Source organism: Melioribacter sp. (assembly GCF_049325435.1).
GTDB lineage: Bacteria > Bacteroidota > Ignavibacteria > Ignavibacteriales > Melioribacteraceae > Melioribacter > Melioribacter roseus.
The window spans coordinates 46,054-64,527 of the sequence record NZ_JBMOLD010000005.1; the positions used below are offsets into that span (position 1 = coordinate 46,054).

Here is an 18,474-nt window from a genome sequence, read left to right on the forward strand (position 1 = left end):
TTATTCAATAATTATTTTGTCGGAATCGAATACCGGTCCGTCTTTACAAACGAGATAATACCCTTCGCCTTGAGATTTTTTAATAGGGCATCCCTGACAAATGCCGAAACCGCAAGCCATTGCGGATTCCATCGATAGCTGGCAATCGTATTTATTTATTGACTCTTTTTGCAACGCTTTCAGCATCGGATTCGGACCGCACCCGAAAATTCTGATTTTCTTTTTTTCTAATTTGTGAACCTCCGATTGAAAACATGCAATTACATTCCCGTTGAAGCCTTCGGAGCCGTCGTCGGTAGCCGTCACAATATTTTTCATTCCCCATTTAATAACATGGTCTGCGCTTCTCGCTCCCACAAAAGTAATGATCTCTTTGCCTTCAAGTTTCCTTGTCAATAATGGAAAAGGCGCAACGCCGATACCTCCGCCGATTAATACCGCCGTATCGTAATCGCCTTCTGTATCGAATCCGTTTCCCAGAGGGCCGAGAATATTCAGCCGATCGCCGGGCTTTTTACCGGCAAGCATCTTAGTGCCTTCGCCATGGATATCGAACATAAAGTAAACGAAGTCCTCTTCGGCATAGCAAACGCTGAAAGGACGTCGCAGCAAAGGATAATTTGTTTCAGATACTTTGATATTGCAAAACTGCCCCGGCTTGATTGATTTCGCAATCTGCGGAGCTTTTACTTTTAACAAATAAGCGTTGCCATTGAGTTTTTCACGCGATTCGACGGTTGATAATTCGGTATACAAATGAGGCTCTTTTTTTAGTCGACAAATTTAAATATGTTCGTCCGAAAAACAAAAAGGAATAAGATTATTTTTTCAGAAACGAATTTTCGATAGCTGTAATTTTATCCAACCGCCTTTGGTGTCGTTCTCCCAGGAATTCCGATTCGAGCCACACGCCCACAATCGACTTAATGGTTTCCTCGCCGAGCGCTCTGGCTCCCAACGCAATTATATTTGCATTATTATGCTCTCGCGAGCTGCGCGCAGAGAACTCGTTATAACAGGTGGCAGCCCTTATACCAGGAAACTTATTGGCGGCAATTGCAGAAGGAATTCCGGTGGCGTCGATTAAAATACCGCAATCGGCTTCCCCCGATTTAACTTTATTTGCAACTTTCAGAGCTATATCGGGATAATCGACCGATTCTTCGCTGAAAGTCCCTACATCCTCAATCGAATATTTATCTTTAAGAAATTCCACAATTATCTTTTTGACCTTCACGCCGGTGTGATCGGATCCGACGGCAATTTTTTCGAAAGATTTTTTTTGCGATAAAGATTGACTGTTGTCGGATAAGATTTCGATTTTTTTCTGCAGAATCAAATCCCTGGCAGCGGGAGTGATAATATAACTCCCGCCGACATTCAGACTGTTTTTGCCGGATTTTATTAAATCCAGAATATCTTTCTCCGTAATGAGTCGTTTCATAAAAGTTCGGACCTTTTATTCATTTTAAGGTAATCGACGACATCCCTTACGTTTTGCGCTTTGTCTCTGCTGCAAACCAACAATGCGTCTTTTGTATTGATAACAATCAGATTTTCCGCGCCGATAAGGGCTGTGAATTTTTTAGGAGAAAAGACATAAGAATTGTACGAATACTCCGAAAAAATATCCCCTATCAACACATTGCCGTCTTCGTCCTTTTCAGAGATTTCATACACAGCTTCCCAGCTGCCGACGTCGTTCCAATAAAATTCCGCTTTTGTAAGGTAAACATTTTTGGATTTTTCCATTACGCCGTAATCGATAGAAATGCTTTTCAGTTGTCCATAAACGTACGTCAACTGTTTAGCAAAATCATCCGAGCCGACTGCTTTTTCGATTTCGAGCAGACCCTCATACAGGTCGGGTAAGTAAGTCTTTATTTCTTCAAGAATAGTATCGACGCGCCATACAAATATGCCCGCATTCCAGAGGAAGTCGCCGCTTTCGATAAATCTCTTTGCGGTGGAGAGATTCGGTTTTTCCGCAAACGTCAATACTTTATAAATGTCCGGGCTTACTTCTTTCTCGTCGAACTGGATATATCCGTAACCGGTTTCCGGGCGCGTCGGTTTAATGCCGATGGTTACAAGTCCTTTGTTCTTATAAGCAAAGTCGGCTCCTGTAGAAAGACATTTTCTGAAGGCATCGTCGTCTTTAATTAAATGGTCGGAAGGCAGAATCAACGTTACGGCTTCAGGATCCCTCTGTTTAATCAGGATAGAGGCGAGTCCTATACAAGCTGCCGTATTCTTACCGAAGGGTTCGTCGATAATATTTTCCTGTGGAATTTGCGGCAGTTGTTCCACAACCCTCATTTTCTGAATCTTGTTAGTAATTACATAAATATTTTCGTTTTTCACCAAACCGTCGAGCCGGTTCACAGTATCCTGGATCATAGTGTTTTCACCGAAAATTCTGAGTAACTGTTTCGGCTTTCTTTCTTTACTTCGGGGCCAGAAACGTGAACCGACACCACCAGCCATTATTACAGCGTATAAATTCATCAGATCACCCTTTTTGTTTGAGAAATCAATTTACCAAAATTTTCCGCTCGATTTAGATAATTTGTTATGTCGACCTCCTTGCCTCTTACAACGGCAACTATAACAATTAGACACGCTCTCAAGGCTTCGATCGCCGTACTGCTCGGAGCTACTTTTTTATTGTGAATCGCTTCCAATCCCTGCACGAAAATAGCGTGCATATTGGAGATTATTTCAAAACCGATTTTCTGCGACAAGTTCCCGTTTTCTTTCATCGTACGGATATAATTATTTATTTCGTTTTCCGTATAGTCATAGCGAGCCACCCTATTCAGAAAGGCGTCTATTTCTTTAATGGGTCTTAAAATACGCGCTTCATATTTTTCGAAATTGAATTCCTCTTCGGTTTCCAGACCGTCGAATATTATTTCCTTTTTAAGATCATCCGTAGTGGTTCGCTTCGGAGTTTCAATTTCGTTTTTAATTTTAGACAACTCGGATTCACGGACAGGTTTTCTTTTAGTAAGATCGATTTCCACGTTTTCATTGTCGGCGATTTTTTCTTTTTGAAGAATTTCTTTCATCTGTTGAGGCGTTACAATATCGAGGAGATTACTGACGTCGCCGATCAGGTTGCCGCTGTGGTTTTTAAATCTTTCGGATAATTTAAGAAAATCGATCTTTCCGTTTTCCGTATAATTATAGATTTCGGTAAGTTTTATACCCAGCTTGGACAATTGCGTTATTTTCTTAAACCGCTCTATCTCTTCGAATATATTTTCGGCTTTTGTCAAATGCTCCCTAAGAATTGCAAGCGACTCAATTTTTTCGGAGCTTAGCCTTAGTTGATTGGCTGCCGTCATGACGCACTGAATAATATAATTTCTTGTAAAATCGAATTTCATCCTTCCCTATAACACAATTTCCTGCAATAATATACGACAAATGTAATCAATTTTAATAATTCAGTCACATAAATAATTATGCGAAATTAGCGGCAGGCTCTCAAATTTGTTATCTTTATTTAACACAATCCGGAGGATAAATGCTAATAACCACGACCAACACAATCGAGGGGAAAAAAATCGTAAAATATCTCGGAATAGTAAGCGGCGAAGCCATAATGGGCGCGAACATCATCAAAGACATTTTTGCCGGAATACGAGATATCGTCGGAGGCAGATCCGCCACTTACGAAAAAGAACTGCGTAACGCCAAAGACCTTGCTCTTAATGAAATGGCGCAGGATGCCGCTATGATGGGAGCCAACGCTGTTATCGCCGTAGATCTGGATTACGAAACTGTGGGACAAGCCGGCAGTATGTTGATGGTTTCGGCAAGCGGCACCGCCGTTGTAGTAGAAGACTAAAATATTAACGTAAACCAGATAATTCCGATTGCTACGGTAATAGCAGTGACAATAATTCCGGATTTTAAATACTCGACGAAAGTAATGGTAATATTGTCTTTTTTGGCGGTCTCAGCTACTATAAGATTTGCCACCGAGCCGATAAGCGTTAAATTACCGGCAAATGTTGACGCCATCCCGAGTATAAGCCACGATTGTTCCGGATTTGGCATTACCGGTATTACCGGTTTCAACAGCAAGACAGCAGGCACATTCGAGATAAGATTGCTGAGAAATACGGTTGCCAATGAAAACGATAAGACACTTTCCGTCAGATAAGGATTTATTGTCTTCGACAGATAATAACTTAATCCGGAAGTATCAATCGATTTTGTCACCACAAAAAGCGCTGAAAAAAACACAAGCAACGACCAATCAATTTCTTTGAATACTCTGGCTGGCTTCAAACGCCTTGTGACAAGCAATAGAGACGCGCACGCAAAAGCGGCAATCGGAATTTCCATTCCTACAAAAAACAACGCGACCATCAGGAACGTCGATATTACACTTTTCATTAACAGCGGTTTGTAAGGTTTAACTTCCTCTCTCTCTATCTGATCGAAGACCGTTCGGTGAAATTCTTTTTTATAAATAAATCTCAATATAATCAGCGCCACCAACAATCCGGATGCCGACGGTATTATCTGATAAACCATATAATCCGCAAAAGAGATGCCCGAAGCAATACCGATTATCATATTTTGCGGATTTCCTATAATCGTCATCGCCGAGCCTATATTTGCGGAGAGCGCAACCGCTATTAAATAAGGTATCGGATTCCTTTTAAGGGACCTTACTACTTCTATGACCAATGGCGTATAAACAATCACGATTGTATCGTTCAGGAAAAAAGCGGATAATATACCGGATGAAAAAATTATCAGAGCCAGAAGTTGAAAAGGCGTCCGCGCAAAATTAACAATCTTATAAGACAAGATTTTAAAAAAGCCGCTCAGCCTCAGATTTCCGTTGATAATCATCATTGAAAAGAGCAAAACAATCGTATCCATGTCGATAGCGCGATAAGCCTCGACGGAATCGATCGCGCCTGCGAGAAGCAGCGCAGCCGCACCCACAAGCGCAATCGAAGCTCTGTTCATTCTGAATTTCGGAATCCTTCCGACTGCAATTCCGTATAGCGTAATCAGAATTATTATCAGACTGACAATCCGAACGCAATCCAAGTAACTTATCCTTCGTGCTTAACTTTAAAACCTTTCATCATCCACTTTTTGGCAAGGAGCAGTCCGAGCGGACTTAATATTGCAATCAGTCCGTAAACGAACCACATTGTTTCAGTATTCATTTGAGAAGGCGGAGTATCAGCCGGGCAATATTTCATGAGGAACCAGCCTGAATAGAGGCTCGTAACAATCTTTGTAAGGAACCAGGGGAACTGACCGATTCCCATATAGATGCCCGTCATATTCTTCGGGGCAATTTCGGCAACCCATTGCAAAAAGCGCGGCTGCCACATCGCTTCGCCGATTGTCATTATAATCAGATATGCCATTAAAGTATTGATATTCGGACCGAGCGCAAGAATAAATGTAGGGAATGCCATTACAAATGTGCCGATTATCATCATGTTATAAGTGTTTCTTTTTGTCGTCAAAGCAGCAACCATGGGCGTTAAGATGAAGATAAGTATCGGATTCAGATTTACAAAAAATTCAAAGTTGTCCTGAACGAATCCTTCGAAAGCTCTGCTTGTATAGAGAGGCAACGTAAGCCAGTTGTGAGCGAACAACGTCTGCACCGGAATCAATATGAAAATAAAATAGAGGAAACGAAAATCGCGCAGAGGGAAATTTTTAACGTAAAATTGCACTTTTTCTTTGAAAGTCATATTCTTCAATTCGTCGTCGTCTTCTTCCTCTTCGTTTTTATTTTGGGAAGCTTCCGCTACGGCTTTCTCGTAAGCATTTTTCGTTATGACGAAATAGACTATAAAAATGCCCACCACGGTCAGCGCCACATAAACCCAGAAGACGCCGAGAATTCCGTAAGCTTTTCTAACGGGAGGCGAGATCAAACCCGGCAGAAAACCGCCCAGGTTCATTAGAGCGTATAACATGGCGTATCCCATAGCGGCTGTTTTTTCGTCGGTCAATTTTTTTACTCCTGCGTAACATGCCGGTTGATAAATTCCATAACCGATGATGATGCCGAGTATTCCGACCATCGAAAGAATATGCGCCGAGCCCCACAATCCTGGCTCTCCCAACGTGGGCGACACCGTTAATATAATTCTGCCGACGAGCATAGCCGAGAGCGCAATCAACAAGGATTTTCTCAATCCGATCCAGTCGACTGTAGCTCCCAGAAATAACATGCTCAGCGTTATGCCGGCTGTCAAAAATCCGACCATGTTTCCCGCTCTTATGTCGTCCAGTCCGATATATTCATTAAAGTAGATTGCAAGCAATCCGACAATTCCGAAATAGGTTAGTCCTTCGAGCATATAGGATAAATTCAATCCGAACAAAGCTCTCGAAGTATGGAGCAGATCTTTGAACGGTTGAGTTATCTCTTTTAATGTGTTTTTCAGTAGATTATTCTCCTGAGACATATAGACCTCATGATTTTGTCTTATATTATATTGACTTCGTATTCCAGTTCAATTCCGAAATTTTCATACACAGCGCCTTTTACAATTTCAGCAAATTCCAGTATCTCCTTACCCGAGGCGTTGCCGTAATTCACAATTACCAGCGCCTGGCTCTTGTGAACTCCCACATTGCCCATGCGTTTTCCTTTCATACCGGATTTCTCAATCAACCATGCAGCCGGTATTTTATAAGTTTTTTCGTCGATCTTATGATACGGAATGTCCTTGTATAAAGATTGTAGAGAATCAAGTCTGTCTATGTTCACGGCGGGATTTTTAAAGAAACTGCCCGCATTCCCCAATTCCGACGGATCCGGTAATTTCGATTTTCTTATGGCAATTACTCCGTTGCGTACGTCTTCTATGTCGATATCGTCAAAACTTTTGTCATGGAAGTATTCTTTTAACGCGCGGTAATCGAGGTTCAATTTTTTTGATTTGCTAAGTTTAATTACGATCGCGCTGATCAAGAATTTGTTTTTCAGTTTTTCTTTAAAAATGCTTGAGCGGTATTCAAAATTACATTTGTCTGCCGGCAGAATTTCCTTTTGCATATCCGATAAATTCAAGCCTTCCACTTCTGTCAAACAATCCTTTAATTCGACTCCATATGCTCCAATATTTTGAATCGGCGCCGCGCCGACGGTTCCCGGAATAAGCGACAGATTTTCAATTCCGTACCATCGATTATGCACCGAAAATTCCACAAGAGCGTCCCATGATTCGCCTGCAGATGCCCGAATCAAGACTTCGTAATCATTTTCAGAAATTACTTCGATTCCCTTTTTATTGTAATGAATTACAGTCCCGTCGAAGTCCCCCGTAAACAGGAGATTGCTGCCGCCTCCTATTATCAAATGTTTTTCAGGAAAGTTATTGCGAAAATAGTCGAGCAGCTCTTCTTCGTTATCGAATTCGATAAATTCTTTGGCTGTAGAATCTACGCCGAAGGTGTTATATTTTTTGAGCGAGAAATTAAGATGGCGTTTCATCCAATAATGTTTCCGTATTTAGAGGTTGACAAATATCCGTAATTCATACTCAAAATATAAGCCCACTTTCGAGTTTTTTCCAATTAATAACTTCAATATTTTCTCCGTCGCTTCTCAACAATAAGGCTCCCTGCTTATCCGTTCTTAGTATCCGCACATTCTCCCTATTCAACAAATCTATAATTTCCGGCGACGGGTGATTAAAATAATTTCCTTCGCCGGCGGAAATGATTGCGTATGAAGGTTTGACGCATTCCAGAAATTTTTCTGATGTGCTTGTTTTGCTACCGTGATGCGCTACTTTTAATACATCCGACCGCAGAAATTCGCCGTAACGATTTATAAGAACGCTTTCAATTTTTTTTGACGCGTCTCCGGTAAAGAGGAACGAAGTGCTCCCATAAACAATTTTCAAAATTCCGCTTCTGTCGTTTGAATTTAGAAGAACGTCGTCTTTATTAACGTTCAAAACATAAATGCGGGATTTCGGATATTTAATAATATTATTTTCATAATACTCATACGGTACTTGTTTACTCATTAAAAGATTTTCCAGTTCAATATCCGACCCGTCGCTCGAATCGATTTCCGGCTTGAAGACATATTTAACTCTGCCCTCTTTTATGAGCGATAGAAATCCGCCGTAGTGATCGTTGTCAACATGAGAAATAAAACCGTAGCGAATCACATCAATTCCCAGATAGTCCATAAGCGGGATGATAGTTCTCTTTCCGTTATCGAAGTAATCCGTTGCGCTGCCCGCGTCTATCAACATATATTCGCCCGATGGCAGTCCTATGAGGAATGAGTCGCCCTGTCCTACATCGATTGCCATTATGGTTAAGTTATCGCGAGGGAAATATTCGTAATTGTCTATTTTCATAAATAAAATCATAACGGCGCCCGAAAGGATTGCAGCCGTAACTCGGAAGGAGATATTTTTGTAACGATACAACAAATATCCAAGAAATATCAATACGATATAAAAAAGTATCAGGTCGTACCAGGAAAACTGATTAATTCTCACATAAGCAAAATCTATCGAGCCGATAAAATCTGTAACCGTTAACATTAAATGGGAAAAAAGGATTGCGGCAGACGCGTATAATTTGCCCAGGAGCGGAAACGCCGCCGAGAACGCCAAAGTTATGATTCCCAGGGATACTATAATTCCAACCAACGGGATTACAATAAGATTCGACAACAACGCTATAAGCGATACTTTGTGAAAATAAATAATCGTAAACGGCAATGTGCCAATTTGAGCGGCAAGAGATACAGTCATAAACAATAAAATATTTTTAAGCCATCTTTTGTTTTTTTGATTAAAATATTCACGTCCGGCTATCACGTTGTTAAAATACGGAGTTAGCGCAAGAATAGAGAGCACGGCGCCGAACGACAACTGAAAACCGGGTTCGAACAATTCGCCGGGATTGATTAATAAAATTACAAACGCGGCTATCGCAAGAGTATTGAACGGCGAAGAATCCCTGCCAAAATATTTGGCTATGAGATAGACCGAAGCCATAATAACCGCTCTCGTAACCGAAGGAGGGGAATTTGTAATAATCATGTAAACAACCAGTCCTGATACCGTAAGCAAATATCTTATCGTTATATTAATACGTTGGAGCAAAACAAAAAATATAAAAGCAATAAAACCTACATGTAGTCCCGATACTGCCAAAATATGAATAACGCCCGCATTTATAAACTTTTCTTTTATTTCGTAATCGATCATATTTCTGTCTGCCAGTAAAAGTCCGCGGAGCAATGACGCCGTGATAAAATCGTGCTGTCTAAATATCATTTTGTCTATCGAGCGCCGTATTTTAAATACAAGATCGGGGAAGAATTTTCTCTCGCTATCCGTCAGTGTAAAATTATCCGAATCATATACATAAAAGAGGGCGCTTATTTTTCTCCTGAAAAGATAGTCCTGATAATCGAACTCGCCGGGATTCCTTTTGTCTCGTGCCTTCATTAATGTCCCCTCCATACGAACCCGGTTGCCCACAGAAATTTCATTATAAATACTTCGCAAGTTTTTATTTGCAGAAATTATGGCGCAGTAAATTTTTACTTTCTTTTTTGAGATGCTTTCGCTCCATTTAACGCTGTCGACGTCAACCGTAAAGTTCAGCCTGTCTTTCCTTATCAAATCGATGTCGGAAATTCTACCGTAGAGCCGGGCATGTCTGTATTTTGGGAGCGCATAAGGATAACTAAATTTTTCGGATTCGGAGAGAGCGTAGTGGAAAGCTCCCGAGGAAATTACCAACAGCATTACAAAAAATGTGTGGTAATTTGATTTGCTTTTCGAAAACAGAATGATCGATAAGATAAGTAGCGTTAAGAGCGCTGGGAAGATTATATTTATTGGAAGTTTGAAGATTGATTCGAGTATTATTCCGCAAATAAAAAAAACTATGAATTTTATAAGCGGATATTCATTCACTCATATAACTCCATTATGGAACTTTTAATGTCGTATAATGATTTAATGCGCGGAGCTATTCTCTCCGCATATTTTCCGTATGCCAAACCGAGAGCGGGATTGAGCGTATGAGTTCTTACGGTAAGGTCCTCGAAGTTTCCGTGGTCGGAACAGATCAAAAGAGTCATTTCATCGGGGAGAATTTTAACAAGGTTATGCAAAAAACCGTCGAGCGTATTAACTGTACGGTCGAATAAATCGAGATTTCTCCCGTGTCCCAGGTGATCGGTATGAAAATATTCAAACAATGTAAAATGATTTCGGGACGCTATGCGAACGAGTCTCCTTGCCGCCAATTCGGGCGATATAACTTTTAATTTATAATTCATCTTATGGACAAATCTGTAATTGTCGATATCCGCGCTCAAGGCTCTGCCTTTATGCAAGTCGTTTATCTTATTCAGTTTTACGCCGCTTAATAAACAGGATAACGTAGTAACGCTCAGCATTCGTCTTCCTTTTTTGACATAATCGAAGAATTGTTTCGGATATGCGTTCACAAAAGCAACTTTCTTTCTTTTGCGTTTCAGTTCGATAAAAATATTTTTTTCTTTAATTATGGGAACCAGGGTCGAATAAGGATACGGCCCGAAATGTTTGCCGATAATTTTCGGAGCGTTGACGCCGCAGAAAATCGCCGTTTGTCCTGTTCCGCTGAGCGGAATATCCGGAACTCCCATCAATGCGTCGATCGGAAAAACAAACGAGTTTTTACCTTCAAGATATCGTTTTTCGAGATGCGGAATTTCGCCGAAAAGTTCTTTGAATATCTTAAAATCGTATTTGAAGAAGGGATTGTTAATATAGTCCTTTTTTCCGATTCCCACCCCGTCAATAAATATCATCAAAACGGATTTCACATATTTCCTTTTTCTTTTGATTCTACGAGTAATGTTACCGGACCGTCATTAAAAATTTTCACAAGCATCATTGCTGCAAAAATACCGTTTTTAACTTTCGCTTCGCCAAGATTAAATTTCATTCTTTCGATAAACTTTTCGTACAAATCATTTGCCGTTTCCGGTTTTGCCGCGTCCGAAAAACTGGGACGATTGCCTCGTCTGGTATCGCCGTATAACGTAAATTGTGAAATTACGAGGGCTTCCCCGTCGATATCTTTAACGGACAAATTCATTTTGCCCTGACCGTCTTCGAATATACGCAAATTGCAGCATTTATCCGCCACAAAGTTTACGTCTTCAATCGTGTCGCCTTCTTTGACGCCAAGCAGAATTACCATACCTTTCCCGATCGAAGCGAAATGTTTCGGCTCTTCAATTGTGACGGAACCTTCCGAAACTCTTTGAACCAACGCTCTCATAATTTTTGCCCGTATATTATTCTGTCGATTTTTTGATAATCCCTGACAATTTCTATATTGTCAAAATCGTACTTCTTCATGATGGCACTAACTTCCGCCGACTGTCCCTGTCCCAATTCGAAAAATAATCTTCCGCCGGGCGATAAAAATTGGTTTGCCAATTCCGCAATTCTTTTATAAAAGCTGTATCCGTCTTTATAATCGGTAACCGCAATACCGGGTTCGTAACGAGCCACTTCTTCCTGCAGTTTATTATATTCATCATGGCTTACATACGGCGGATTAGAGACAATAATATCGAATCGGATATCGGGCAACGGAAATTTTTCAAAAATATCTTTTTTAATAAATTCAATTGAATCCGAAACATCGTGCAAAGTTGCATTGTGCTGCGCAAGTTTAATCGCATCTTCGGATTTGTCGATAGCGACAATTCCGGCGCCATGTAAATTCAGCGCAAGAGATACGGCAATGTTCCCGCTTCCTGTTCCGATGTCAAGAATCTTGAGCGATTCCTCGTCTTTATACATTTCAATAATTTTTTCCACCAGCAGTTCTGTTTCAGGTCTGGGAATAAGCGCGGATTCGTTGACTTCGAATTTCAGACCGTAAAACTCGGTATAACCCAAAATATATTGTAAAGGCTCTCTAGCTCCTCTGCGCCGTATCAATTCCCTGTACCGGTCTATTTCGTCTTCTTTAAGAGGTTGATCGAAGCGCAGATAAAGGTCCATCCTCTTGCATTTAAGAACATCGGCAAGCAACAACTCTGCATTCAAACGCGGCGACTCTACGCCTTTTTTTTCAAGATACTCTGCGGACAAAGTTACGGCATTAAGAACTGTCAACATGTTATTCAACTTCTATGAAATCTCTTACGTCGACAATCATCATTCCGGCTGCTTTCGCCGCTTCCACTCCAAAATCGCCGTCTTCATATACAACGCAATATTCAGGTTCTACGCTCAACTTCTCGGCGGCATAGAGAAAGATATCCGGAACCGGTTTGTGTTTGATATTGTCGTCAGCCGTTACAATCAAATCGAAGTATTTATCGAGTCCCGTAACAATCAGCGACTGCATAACATTATCTTTAGAACCGCCGGAAACTACAGCCATCGGCAGTTTATTGTGGTATTCATAGACAACCGAAGCAACCGGGTCGATCGGTTTTATGGAATCGGCATGTTGTTTGAAAAATTCATTCTTGGCGGCTACTATTTTTTCGGGGTCGGCGTTCGTTCCGAACTGTTTGTTATATAACCGAATGATTTCCTTGGACGGCATCCCCTTCTTCGAGAAGAAAAAATCATAATCGAATTTATAGCCGTAAAAATTTATGGCGTATTCCCACGCTTTCAGATGCAGAGGCATAGTATCTACCAAAGTGCCGTCGCAATCGAACAATAGCGCTCTGGCTTTAGGATCGGGTTGCATTTTCGTACTCCTTTCAGAAATTCTAAAATTTGGAAGTACAAATATACTTATTTCCCCGAATAATAGATTTCATTCCATTTCAATTCTTTTTTAAACTGATTGATCTCTGTCGATTTGTCAATCAATAAGAATTCGACGCCCGCCATTTCGGCAAAGTCGTACAAATATTCCGGAGTGACGGACTGACTGAAACAAGTATGATGAGCGCCGCCCGCATAAATCCAGGCAGTAGCCGCTGTATGAAGGTCGGGTTCCGGTTTCCATAACGCTCGTGCAACGGGCAGTTTGGGAAGTTTATGTTCCGGTTCGACAACTTTAACGTTATTGACTATTAACCGGAAACGGTTGCCCATATCAATCAGAGACGCATTGAGAGCGCTGCCGGGAGCGACGTCAAAAACCAATCGAGGCGGGTCGTCTTTCCCACCGATAGATAAAGGATGAATTTCGAGCGTCGGTTTTTCGGAGGCTATCGATTCGCAGACTTCGAGCATATGAGCGCCGAGCACAAGCGGATTAGAAGGGTCGAATTGATAAGTGTAATCTTCCATAAACGACGTTCCGCCTTTCAAACCGGAAGACATCACTTTAACGGCTCTTACAAGAGCGGCTGTTTTCCAATCCCCTTCCGCGCCAAAACCGTATCCTTCAGCCATCAAACGTTGGACGGCAATGCCGGGAAGCTGGCTCAATCCGTGGAGGTCTTCAAATGTGGTAGTAAAGCCTACGAAGTTTCCCTCTTCCAAAAAACTTCTCATTCCTGCTTCTATTTTTGCCGCTTCGTAAAGACGGCGGTAATTTTCATCGCCTTCTTTGAAAGGCGTATTTATTTTGTATGACTTCTTATAAACATCGATCAATTCTTTAACCGTTGATTCGCTTACTTTATTTACATACGCAACCAAATCGCCGACTCCGAAACCGTAAACCGAATAGCCGAGTTTTATCTGAGCTTCGACTTTATCCCCTTCCGTCACGGCTACATCTCTCATATTGTCTCCGAAGCGCGCAATACGCGCCCCCTGAGAATCAGCCCACGCAATTGCGGCTCTAACCCACACGGAGATTTTATTAATGACATTTGCATTCTGCCAGTGTCCAGTTACAACCTTTCTGTTTAATCCCATTCGCGTACAGATGAACCCGAATTCGCGGTCGCCGTGAGCAGCCTGATTCAAATTCATAAAATCCATATCGATGCTGTCCCACGGAATGTCGCGATTAAATTGAGTGTGGAGATGCAAAAAAGGTTTGTTCAGTAAGTTCAATCCTCTTATCCACATTTTTGCAGGCGAGAATGTATGCATCCAGAAGATTAAGCCGGCGCATTTGGAGTTGCTGTTTGCTTCGATTGCCAGATTTGCAATGGCATACGGCGTTGTTAAAACGTCTTTAAAAACAATTTTAACCGGAATTTCGTTTTTGGCGTTAAACTCATTTACAATTGCAACCGAGTTCTCCTTGACTTTGGTCAAAGTTTCCTGACCATACAAATGCTGGCTTCCGGCGGCAAACCATATTTCATATTTATTAATATCAATCATTTTTCCCCCTGTTGTTTCATTTGTCCGTAATAGGCATTGGGACCGTGTTTTCTCATAAAATGTTTGTTTAATATATAGTCGGGCAGATTTTGAACGTCTTTATTCAACGACAAAGTTTTAAACGCTATTTCCGCAATTTTCTCGAGAATCAAATTTTTTTCGACTGATTCTTCGGGAGTTTTTCCCCAGCAAAAAGGTCCGTGTCCGGCTACCAGCACTCCGGGAACCGATTCGATATTCATCCCCTTCAATCTTTCGATTATAACCAGACCGGTATTTTTTTCATAATCATTTAAAACTTCGTCTTCGGTCAAAAATCTCGTAAGCGGCACAGAACCGTAAAAATTGTCTGCGTGGGTAGTGCCGAGGCACGGAATTTCCATAAGCGCCTGTGCAAAAACCGTTGCATAAGCGCTGTGAGAATGAGTTATGCCGTTAATACCGGGGAAAGCTTTGTAAAGTTCAATATGAGTGGGAGTATCGGAAGAAGGTTTCAGTTCGCCTTCGACAACGTTCCCGTTCATATCGACCACAACCATATCGTCGGCTGTCATTTCGTCGTAGTCGACGCCGCTCGGTTTAATTACGACGAGGTTTTTATCCCTGTCGATGCCGCTTACATTTCCCCAGGTAGAAATAATCAGATTGTATTCCACAAGTCGAAGGTTGGCGTCAAACACATCTCTTTTTAAATTTTCGAGCATTATTCACCGCTCCTGACTTTATCTCTTATATTTAATAAATCCTTCATGACGTTATAAAGATTTTCCTTATAATCTTTTGCGCCGAAAGAATCGTGCAGCTGCGAATAAAGCCGATAAAGTTGTTTATATATTTCGTGATTCTGCGGAATCGGGTTGTATACTTTACTAATACCGGTCATCGATTCTTGGGCGTCAATTATATAATCGTAGCCGCCCGCGGATTTTCCTGCTGCTACCGCCGCAAATATTGCAGCGCCGAGCGCGGGAGTTTGCTCGCTTCGGGATACTTTCATTGTACGATTCGTAATATCGGCGTATATCTGCATCAATAATTTATTTTTAACGGCGAGTCCTCCGCAATTTACTACTTCCTCTACATGAACGCCGTATTCTTCGAGTCTGTCGATAATTTTCAGAGCTCCGAATCCGGTAGCCTCAATTAACGCCCTGTAAATTTCTGGCGCGGTTGTATGGAGCGTCTGACCGATTAACAGACCCGTTAGTCGGACGTCAACGAGAATTGTTCTGTTGCCGTTATTCCAGTCGAGAGCCAGGAGACCGCTTTCGCCCGGTTTTAGTTTATCCGCTTCTTCGCCGAGTATTTTGAATTTATCGTCGATTGTATTGCCGAATTTATCCGGCACGAGATTATTAACAAACCAGAGGAAAATGTCGCCTACACCCGATTGACCCGCTTCGATGCCAAAGTAGTCTTCCATAACAGAGCCGTCGACAATGCCGCAGACCCCTTCGATATCGTTCAAATTTTCGTTACACGGATGAATCATAATATCGCACGTGCTTGTGCCGATAATTTTTACAAGAGTGCCTTTTTTGATACCTGCTCCTACCGCTCCCATATGAGCATCGAACGCGCCTACGGCTATTGAAGTATTAGGACTCAGTCCGAGCTTTTCAGCCCATTCGGGCGAAAGGTTGCCTATTTTAACATTCGAAGGATACGCCTTATCATAAAGCCTGTCTCGTAAATCTTCCAGTCCAGGAGACAGTCTTTTCAAAAATTCTTTATCGGGCAAACCTCCCCACTGTTTGCTGAACATAGCTTTATGACCTGCAGCGCAAACGCTTCTTTTGATTTCTTTCGGATTCGTATTGCCCGCAAGCGCGGCGGGAATCCAGTCGCAAATTTCCACCCAGCTGTACGCGGCTTCGAACACTTCCGGATCGATATTTTTGCAATGGAGTATTTTACTCCAGAACCACTCCGATGAATAAACGCCGCCGATTTTAGCTAAATATTGAGGGCGTATTTCCGAAGCCACTTTTGTTATGAAAGCCGCTTCTTCATAACTGGTATGGTCTTTCCAGAGCCAAACATAAGCGTTGGGATTGTCCTTGAATTTATCGTATCCGCTTAAAGGTTGACCTCTTTCGTCTACGGGCATCGGGCTGCTGCCGGTTGTATCGACGCCGATTCCGATAACGTCTTCGTTTTTAAATTCGGGATTTTTTTCTTTAGCGATACGAAGAGCTTCTTTAATTGTAACTTCAACGCCCTTTAAATAATCGGCAGCGTTTTGTCTTGCCAATTCGGGATTTTTATGATCAACTATTACCCCGTTTTCCCCAGTAGGGTACGGAAAAACAAAGCTGGCTAATTCCGCGCCGTTCCCTAATTCAACAATCAGGGAACGGCAGGAATTCGTACCGAAGTCGAGTCCAATTGTGTATTTTGCCATTATATATTACCCGCTGAAATAGATATAAGCGCCGAGAATCATTAGAACGACTATAATTGAAGCAATTACATCTACGGCATTCCAGCTTGCGCGGGATTCCCTTCTGTGTTCATCCGTAATCGTACCGAAAGTCAGTCCTTTTATTTTTTCGTATTCAGGTTCTTCCGTCGCATAACTTACCGCATACATTACTATAAGACTTACCAAAAAGATCAGAAGGCTGTAATATTGGAAAAAGATATTATTTAATATCCATAAGAGGGAACCCTGTTCGTACTGGAAGCCGGAGACGAGTTTGACCGGAGTGTCGATAGCGAGCCTGAAAATTCCGAGAGCAAAACCGCTGAATAAAGCCGCCAGAGCGCCTTTGGCATTCAGGCGTTTATTAAATATTCCCGCAAAGAAAACGACGAAAATCGGAGGGGCAAGATAAGCCTGAACGCCCTGCAGATAGTCGTACAAACCTTTACCGCCGCGAATTACAGGCAGCCAAAGCAAGCCGATTATGACCATCACGGTTGTAGCCACTCTTCCCACCCAGACAAGTTTTTCTTGCGTTACATGCGGTTTTAATCGCGAGTAAAAATCGATGGTGAAAAGAGTTGAACACGCATTAAATACGCCGGCTAACGAACTCATTAACGCAGCCAGAAGGCCGGCGACAACCAATCCCCTGATACCTACAGGTAAAATATGAGCGACCATCATCGGAAATGCCTGTTGCGCATTGTCGCGAATAACCTGTCCGTCGGGACCGATCAGTTGTTCCTGAAAAGCGGGCACTTTTCCGCTTACTGCCAGGGCATAAAAAATAATGCCGGGAATAATAAAAATGAAAACCGGTAATAATTTAAAGAAAGCCGCTGCAATAGAACCTCTTCTGGCTTCCCTTTCGTTCTGAGCGGACAAAACGCGTTGAACAATGTACTGATCTGTAGTCCAGTACCACAGCCCTATAATCGGAGCGCAAAAGAGCATTCCGATCCAAGGATAATTATCGTTAAAATACCAAGCCATTCTGCCCGCTTCTTTTACCGGCGCCCAGGTAGCTTCGACTCCCGCCGGTACAAGGGGTTTCCACAAGTTGAACATTTCCGAACCCGCGATTGCTTTCAATTCGCTCCAGCCCCCCAGATACTGCAACCCGAAATAAGTAACGAGAATCGAACCGATAATAAGTATTATTGTTTGAAGCGCTTCGGTATAGGCTACTGCAGCCATACCGCCCAATACCGTATAAACACCCGTTATAACAATTACGAGAATGGAACCGATCCAGAAACTGTCGAGTCCGAGGAAATTGATATCCGGCAGAAGGACGGAAAAAACAATTCCTCCGGCGAATACCCCGACTGCAATTTTAGTTAATACGTAAGCTACCAATGAAATTCCGGAAAGCACTGTACGCGCAGTCGGAGAAAATCGTCGTTCCAGAAATTCAGGCATGGTATAAACTCTGGAACGAAGATAGAAAGGCACCATTACCCAGCCCAGTACCAGCAAACACCAGGCGTGGAGTTCATAGTGAGCCATCGCAACGCCGTCGGTAGCTCCCGAACCCGCCAAACCTACAATGTGTTCGGAACCGATATTAGATGCAAAAATAGAAGCTCCTACAATAAACCATCCCAGGTGCCTGCCTGCCAAAAAATAATCGTCGGTGGTTTTTTTCTGTTTCTTGATAACCCACCAGGCAATTCCCAGAATGATGGCAAAATAGCCAAATATTATAATCCAGTCGAGAGTGTAAAGTGTGCTCATAACGGTACC

Annotated in this window: 17 protein-coding genes; 1 reads left to right on the forward strand and 16 read right to left on the reverse strand. The window is 42.1% G+C overall.

The features are described 5' to 3' along the window. The 4 genes from ACOYVE_RS04200 to ACOYVE_RS04215 form a co-directional block, all read right to left on the reverse strand. The gene (locus ACOYVE_RS04200) at positions 1-756 is read right to left on the reverse strand and encodes a dihydroorotate dehydrogenase electron transfer subunit (RefSeq protein ID WP_422880951.1); all 756 of its coding nucleotides are present in this window, start codon (positions 754-756) and stop codon (positions 1-3) included. Between the two features lie 64 nt (positions 757-820). After that, entirely contained in the window at positions 821-1,444 is a 624-nt protein-coding gene (rpiB, locus tag ACOYVE_RS04205; protein WP_422880953.1) for a ribose 5-phosphate isomerase B, read from the reverse strand. Next, positions 1,441-2,508: a mannose-1-phosphate guanylyltransferase gene (locus ACOYVE_RS04210; RefSeq protein WP_422880955.1), complete on the reverse strand. Its 1,068-nt coding sequence runs from the start codon at positions 2,506-2,508 to the stop codon at positions 1,441-1,443. Before ACOYVE_RS04210 ends, rpiB begins: the two co-directional genes overlap by 4 nt. Continuing rightward, positions 2,508-3,392, reverse strand: coding sequence for a hypothetical protein (locus ACOYVE_RS04215; RefSeq protein ID WP_422880957.1), 885 nt, complete (start codon positions 3,390-3,392; stop codon positions 2,508-2,510). The genes ACOYVE_RS04210 and ACOYVE_RS04215 overlap by 1 nt, the downstream gene beginning before the upstream one ends. A 140-nt stretch (positions 3,393-3,532) precedes the next feature. Between ACOYVE_RS04215 and ACOYVE_RS04220 the strand changes: the two genes are divergently transcribed. After that, positions 3,533-3,856, forward strand: coding sequence for a heavy metal-binding domain-containing protein (locus ACOYVE_RS04220; RefSeq protein ID WP_014854700.1), 324 nt, complete (start codon positions 3,533-3,535; stop codon positions 3,854-3,856). Here ACOYVE_RS04220 and ACOYVE_RS04225 read toward each other — a convergent pair. Genes ACOYVE_RS04225 through ACOYVE_RS04280 form a run of 12 tightly spaced genes read right to left on the reverse strand, consistent with a single transcriptional unit; the run spans position 3,853 to position 18,465 of the window. Further along, complete coding sequence (locus ACOYVE_RS04225; RefSeq protein WP_422880959.1) at positions 3,853-5,079, reverse strand: anion transporter; 1,227 nt, start codon at positions 5,077-5,079, stop codon at positions 3,853-3,855. The two genes, ACOYVE_RS04220 and ACOYVE_RS04225, sit on opposite strands and share 4 nt — an antisense overlap. 5 nt (positions 5,080-5,084) lie before the next feature. Then, positions 5,085-6,467, reverse strand: a complete 1,383-nt coding sequence (locus tag ACOYVE_RS04230) for an MFS transporter (RefSeq protein ID WP_422880961.1) — start codon at positions 6,465-6,467, stop codon at positions 5,085-5,087. Between the two features lie 20 nt (positions 6,468-6,487). Then, positions 6,488-7,498, reverse strand: coding sequence for a UDP-N-acetylmuramate dehydrogenase (gene murB, locus ACOYVE_RS04235; protein WP_422880963.1), 1,011 nt, complete (start codon positions 7,496-7,498; stop codon positions 6,488-6,490). 49 nt (positions 7,499-7,547) lie between these two features. Further along, positions 7,548-9,959, reverse strand: coding sequence for a DNA internalization-related competence protein ComEC/Rec2 (locus ACOYVE_RS04240; protein WP_422880964.1), 2,412 nt, complete (start codon positions 9,957-9,959; stop codon positions 7,548-7,550). Next, positions 9,956-10,858: a metalloenzyme gene (locus ACOYVE_RS04245; protein WP_014854705.1), complete on the reverse strand. Its 903-nt coding sequence runs from the start codon at positions 10,856-10,858 to the stop codon at positions 9,956-9,958. Before ACOYVE_RS04245 ends, ACOYVE_RS04240 begins: the two co-directional genes overlap by 4 nt. Further along, positions 10,855-11,319, reverse strand: coding sequence for a D-aminoacyl-tRNA deacylase (dtd, locus tag ACOYVE_RS04250; RefSeq protein ID WP_014854706.1), 465 nt, complete (start codon positions 11,317-11,319; stop codon positions 10,855-10,857). Before dtd ends, ACOYVE_RS04245 begins: the two co-directional genes overlap by 4 nt. After that, the gene (gene prmC / locus ACOYVE_RS04255) at positions 11,316-12,170 is read right to left on the reverse strand and encodes a peptide chain release factor N(5)-glutamine methyltransferase (RefSeq protein ID WP_422880966.1); all 855 of its coding nucleotides are present in this window, start codon (positions 12,168-12,170) and stop codon (positions 11,316-11,318) included. Before prmC ends, dtd begins: the two co-directional genes overlap by 4 nt. A gap of 1 nt (position 12,171) precedes the next feature. Next, complete coding sequence (locus tag ACOYVE_RS04260; protein WP_422880968.1) at positions 12,172-12,756, reverse strand: HAD family hydrolase; 585 nt, start codon at positions 12,754-12,756, stop codon at positions 12,172-12,174. 47 nt (positions 12,757-12,803) lie between these two features. Further along, complete coding sequence (araA, locus tag ACOYVE_RS04265) at positions 12,804-14,300, reverse strand: L-arabinose isomerase (RefSeq protein ID WP_422880970.1); 1,497 nt, start codon at positions 14,298-14,300, stop codon at positions 12,804-12,806. Further along, on the reverse strand, positions 14,297-15,004 hold the full coding sequence (locus tag ACOYVE_RS04270; RefSeq protein WP_422880972.1) for an L-ribulose-5-phosphate 4-epimerase: 708 nt from the start codon (positions 15,002-15,004) through the stop codon (positions 14,297-14,299). The genes araA and ACOYVE_RS04270 overlap by 4 nt, the downstream gene beginning before the upstream one ends. Next, on the reverse strand, positions 15,004-16,704 hold the full coding sequence (locus ACOYVE_RS04275; RefSeq protein WP_422880973.1) for a ribulokinase: 1,701 nt from the start codon (positions 16,702-16,704) through the stop codon (positions 15,004-15,006). The genes ACOYVE_RS04270 and ACOYVE_RS04275 overlap by 1 nt, the downstream gene beginning before the upstream one ends. Positions 16,705-16,710: 6 nt before the next feature. Then, positions 16,711-18,465, reverse strand: a complete 1,755-nt coding sequence (locus ACOYVE_RS04280) for a sodium:solute symporter (protein WP_422880975.1) — start codon at positions 18,463-18,465, stop codon at positions 16,711-16,713. Between the last annotated feature and the right edge of the window lie 9 nt (positions 18,466-18,474).

Bases quoted from the DNA above. Each gene is read 5' to 3' on its own strand.
- rpiB (WP_422880953.1), bottom strand. From the start codon at position 1,444: ATGAAACGACTCATTACGGAGAAAGATATTCTGGATTTAATAAAATCC.
- ACOYVE_RS04210 (WP_422880955.1), bottom strand. From the start codon at position 2,508: ATGAATTTATACGCTGTAATAATGGCTGGTGGTGTCGGTTCACGTTTC.
- ACOYVE_RS04215 (WP_422880957.1), bottom strand. From the start codon at position 3,392: ATGAAATTCGATTTTACAAGAAATTATATTATTCAGTGCGTCATGACG.
- ACOYVE_RS04220 (WP_014854700.1), top strand. From the start codon at position 3,533: ATGCTAATAACCACGACCAACACAATCGAGGGGAAAAAAATCGTAAAA.
- ACOYVE_RS04230 (WP_422880961.1), bottom strand. From the start codon at position 6,467: ATGTCTCAGGAGAATAATCTACTGAAAAACACATTAAAAGAGATAACT.
- murB (WP_422880963.1), bottom strand. From the start codon at position 7,498: ATGAAACGCCATCTTAATTTCTCGCTCAAAAAATATAACACCTTCGGC.
- dtd (WP_014854706.1), bottom strand. From the start codon at position 11,319: ATGAGAGCGTTGGTTCAAAGAGTTTCGGAAGGTTCCGTCACAATTGAA.
- prmC (WP_422880966.1), bottom strand. From the start codon at position 12,170: ATGTTGACAGTTCTTAATGCCGTAACTTTGTCCGCAGAGTATCTTGAA.
- ACOYVE_RS04260 (WP_422880968.1), bottom strand. From the start codon at position 12,756: ATGCAACCCGATCCTAAAGCCAGAGCGCTATTGTTCGATTGCGACGGC.
- araA (WP_422880970.1), bottom strand. From the start codon at position 14,300: ATGATTGATATTAATAAATATGAAATATGGTTTGCCGCCGGAAGCCAG.
- ACOYVE_RS04270 (WP_422880972.1), bottom strand. From the start codon at position 15,004: ATGCTCGAAAATTTAAAAAGAGATGTGTTTGACGCCAACCTTCGACTT.
- ACOYVE_RS04275 (WP_422880973.1), bottom strand. From the start codon at position 16,704: ATGGCAAAATACACAATTGGACTCGACTTCGGTACGAATTCCTGCCGT.
- ACOYVE_RS04280 (WP_422880975.1), bottom strand. From the start codon at position 18,465: ATGAGCACACTTTACACTCTCGACTGGATTATAATATTTGGCTATTTT.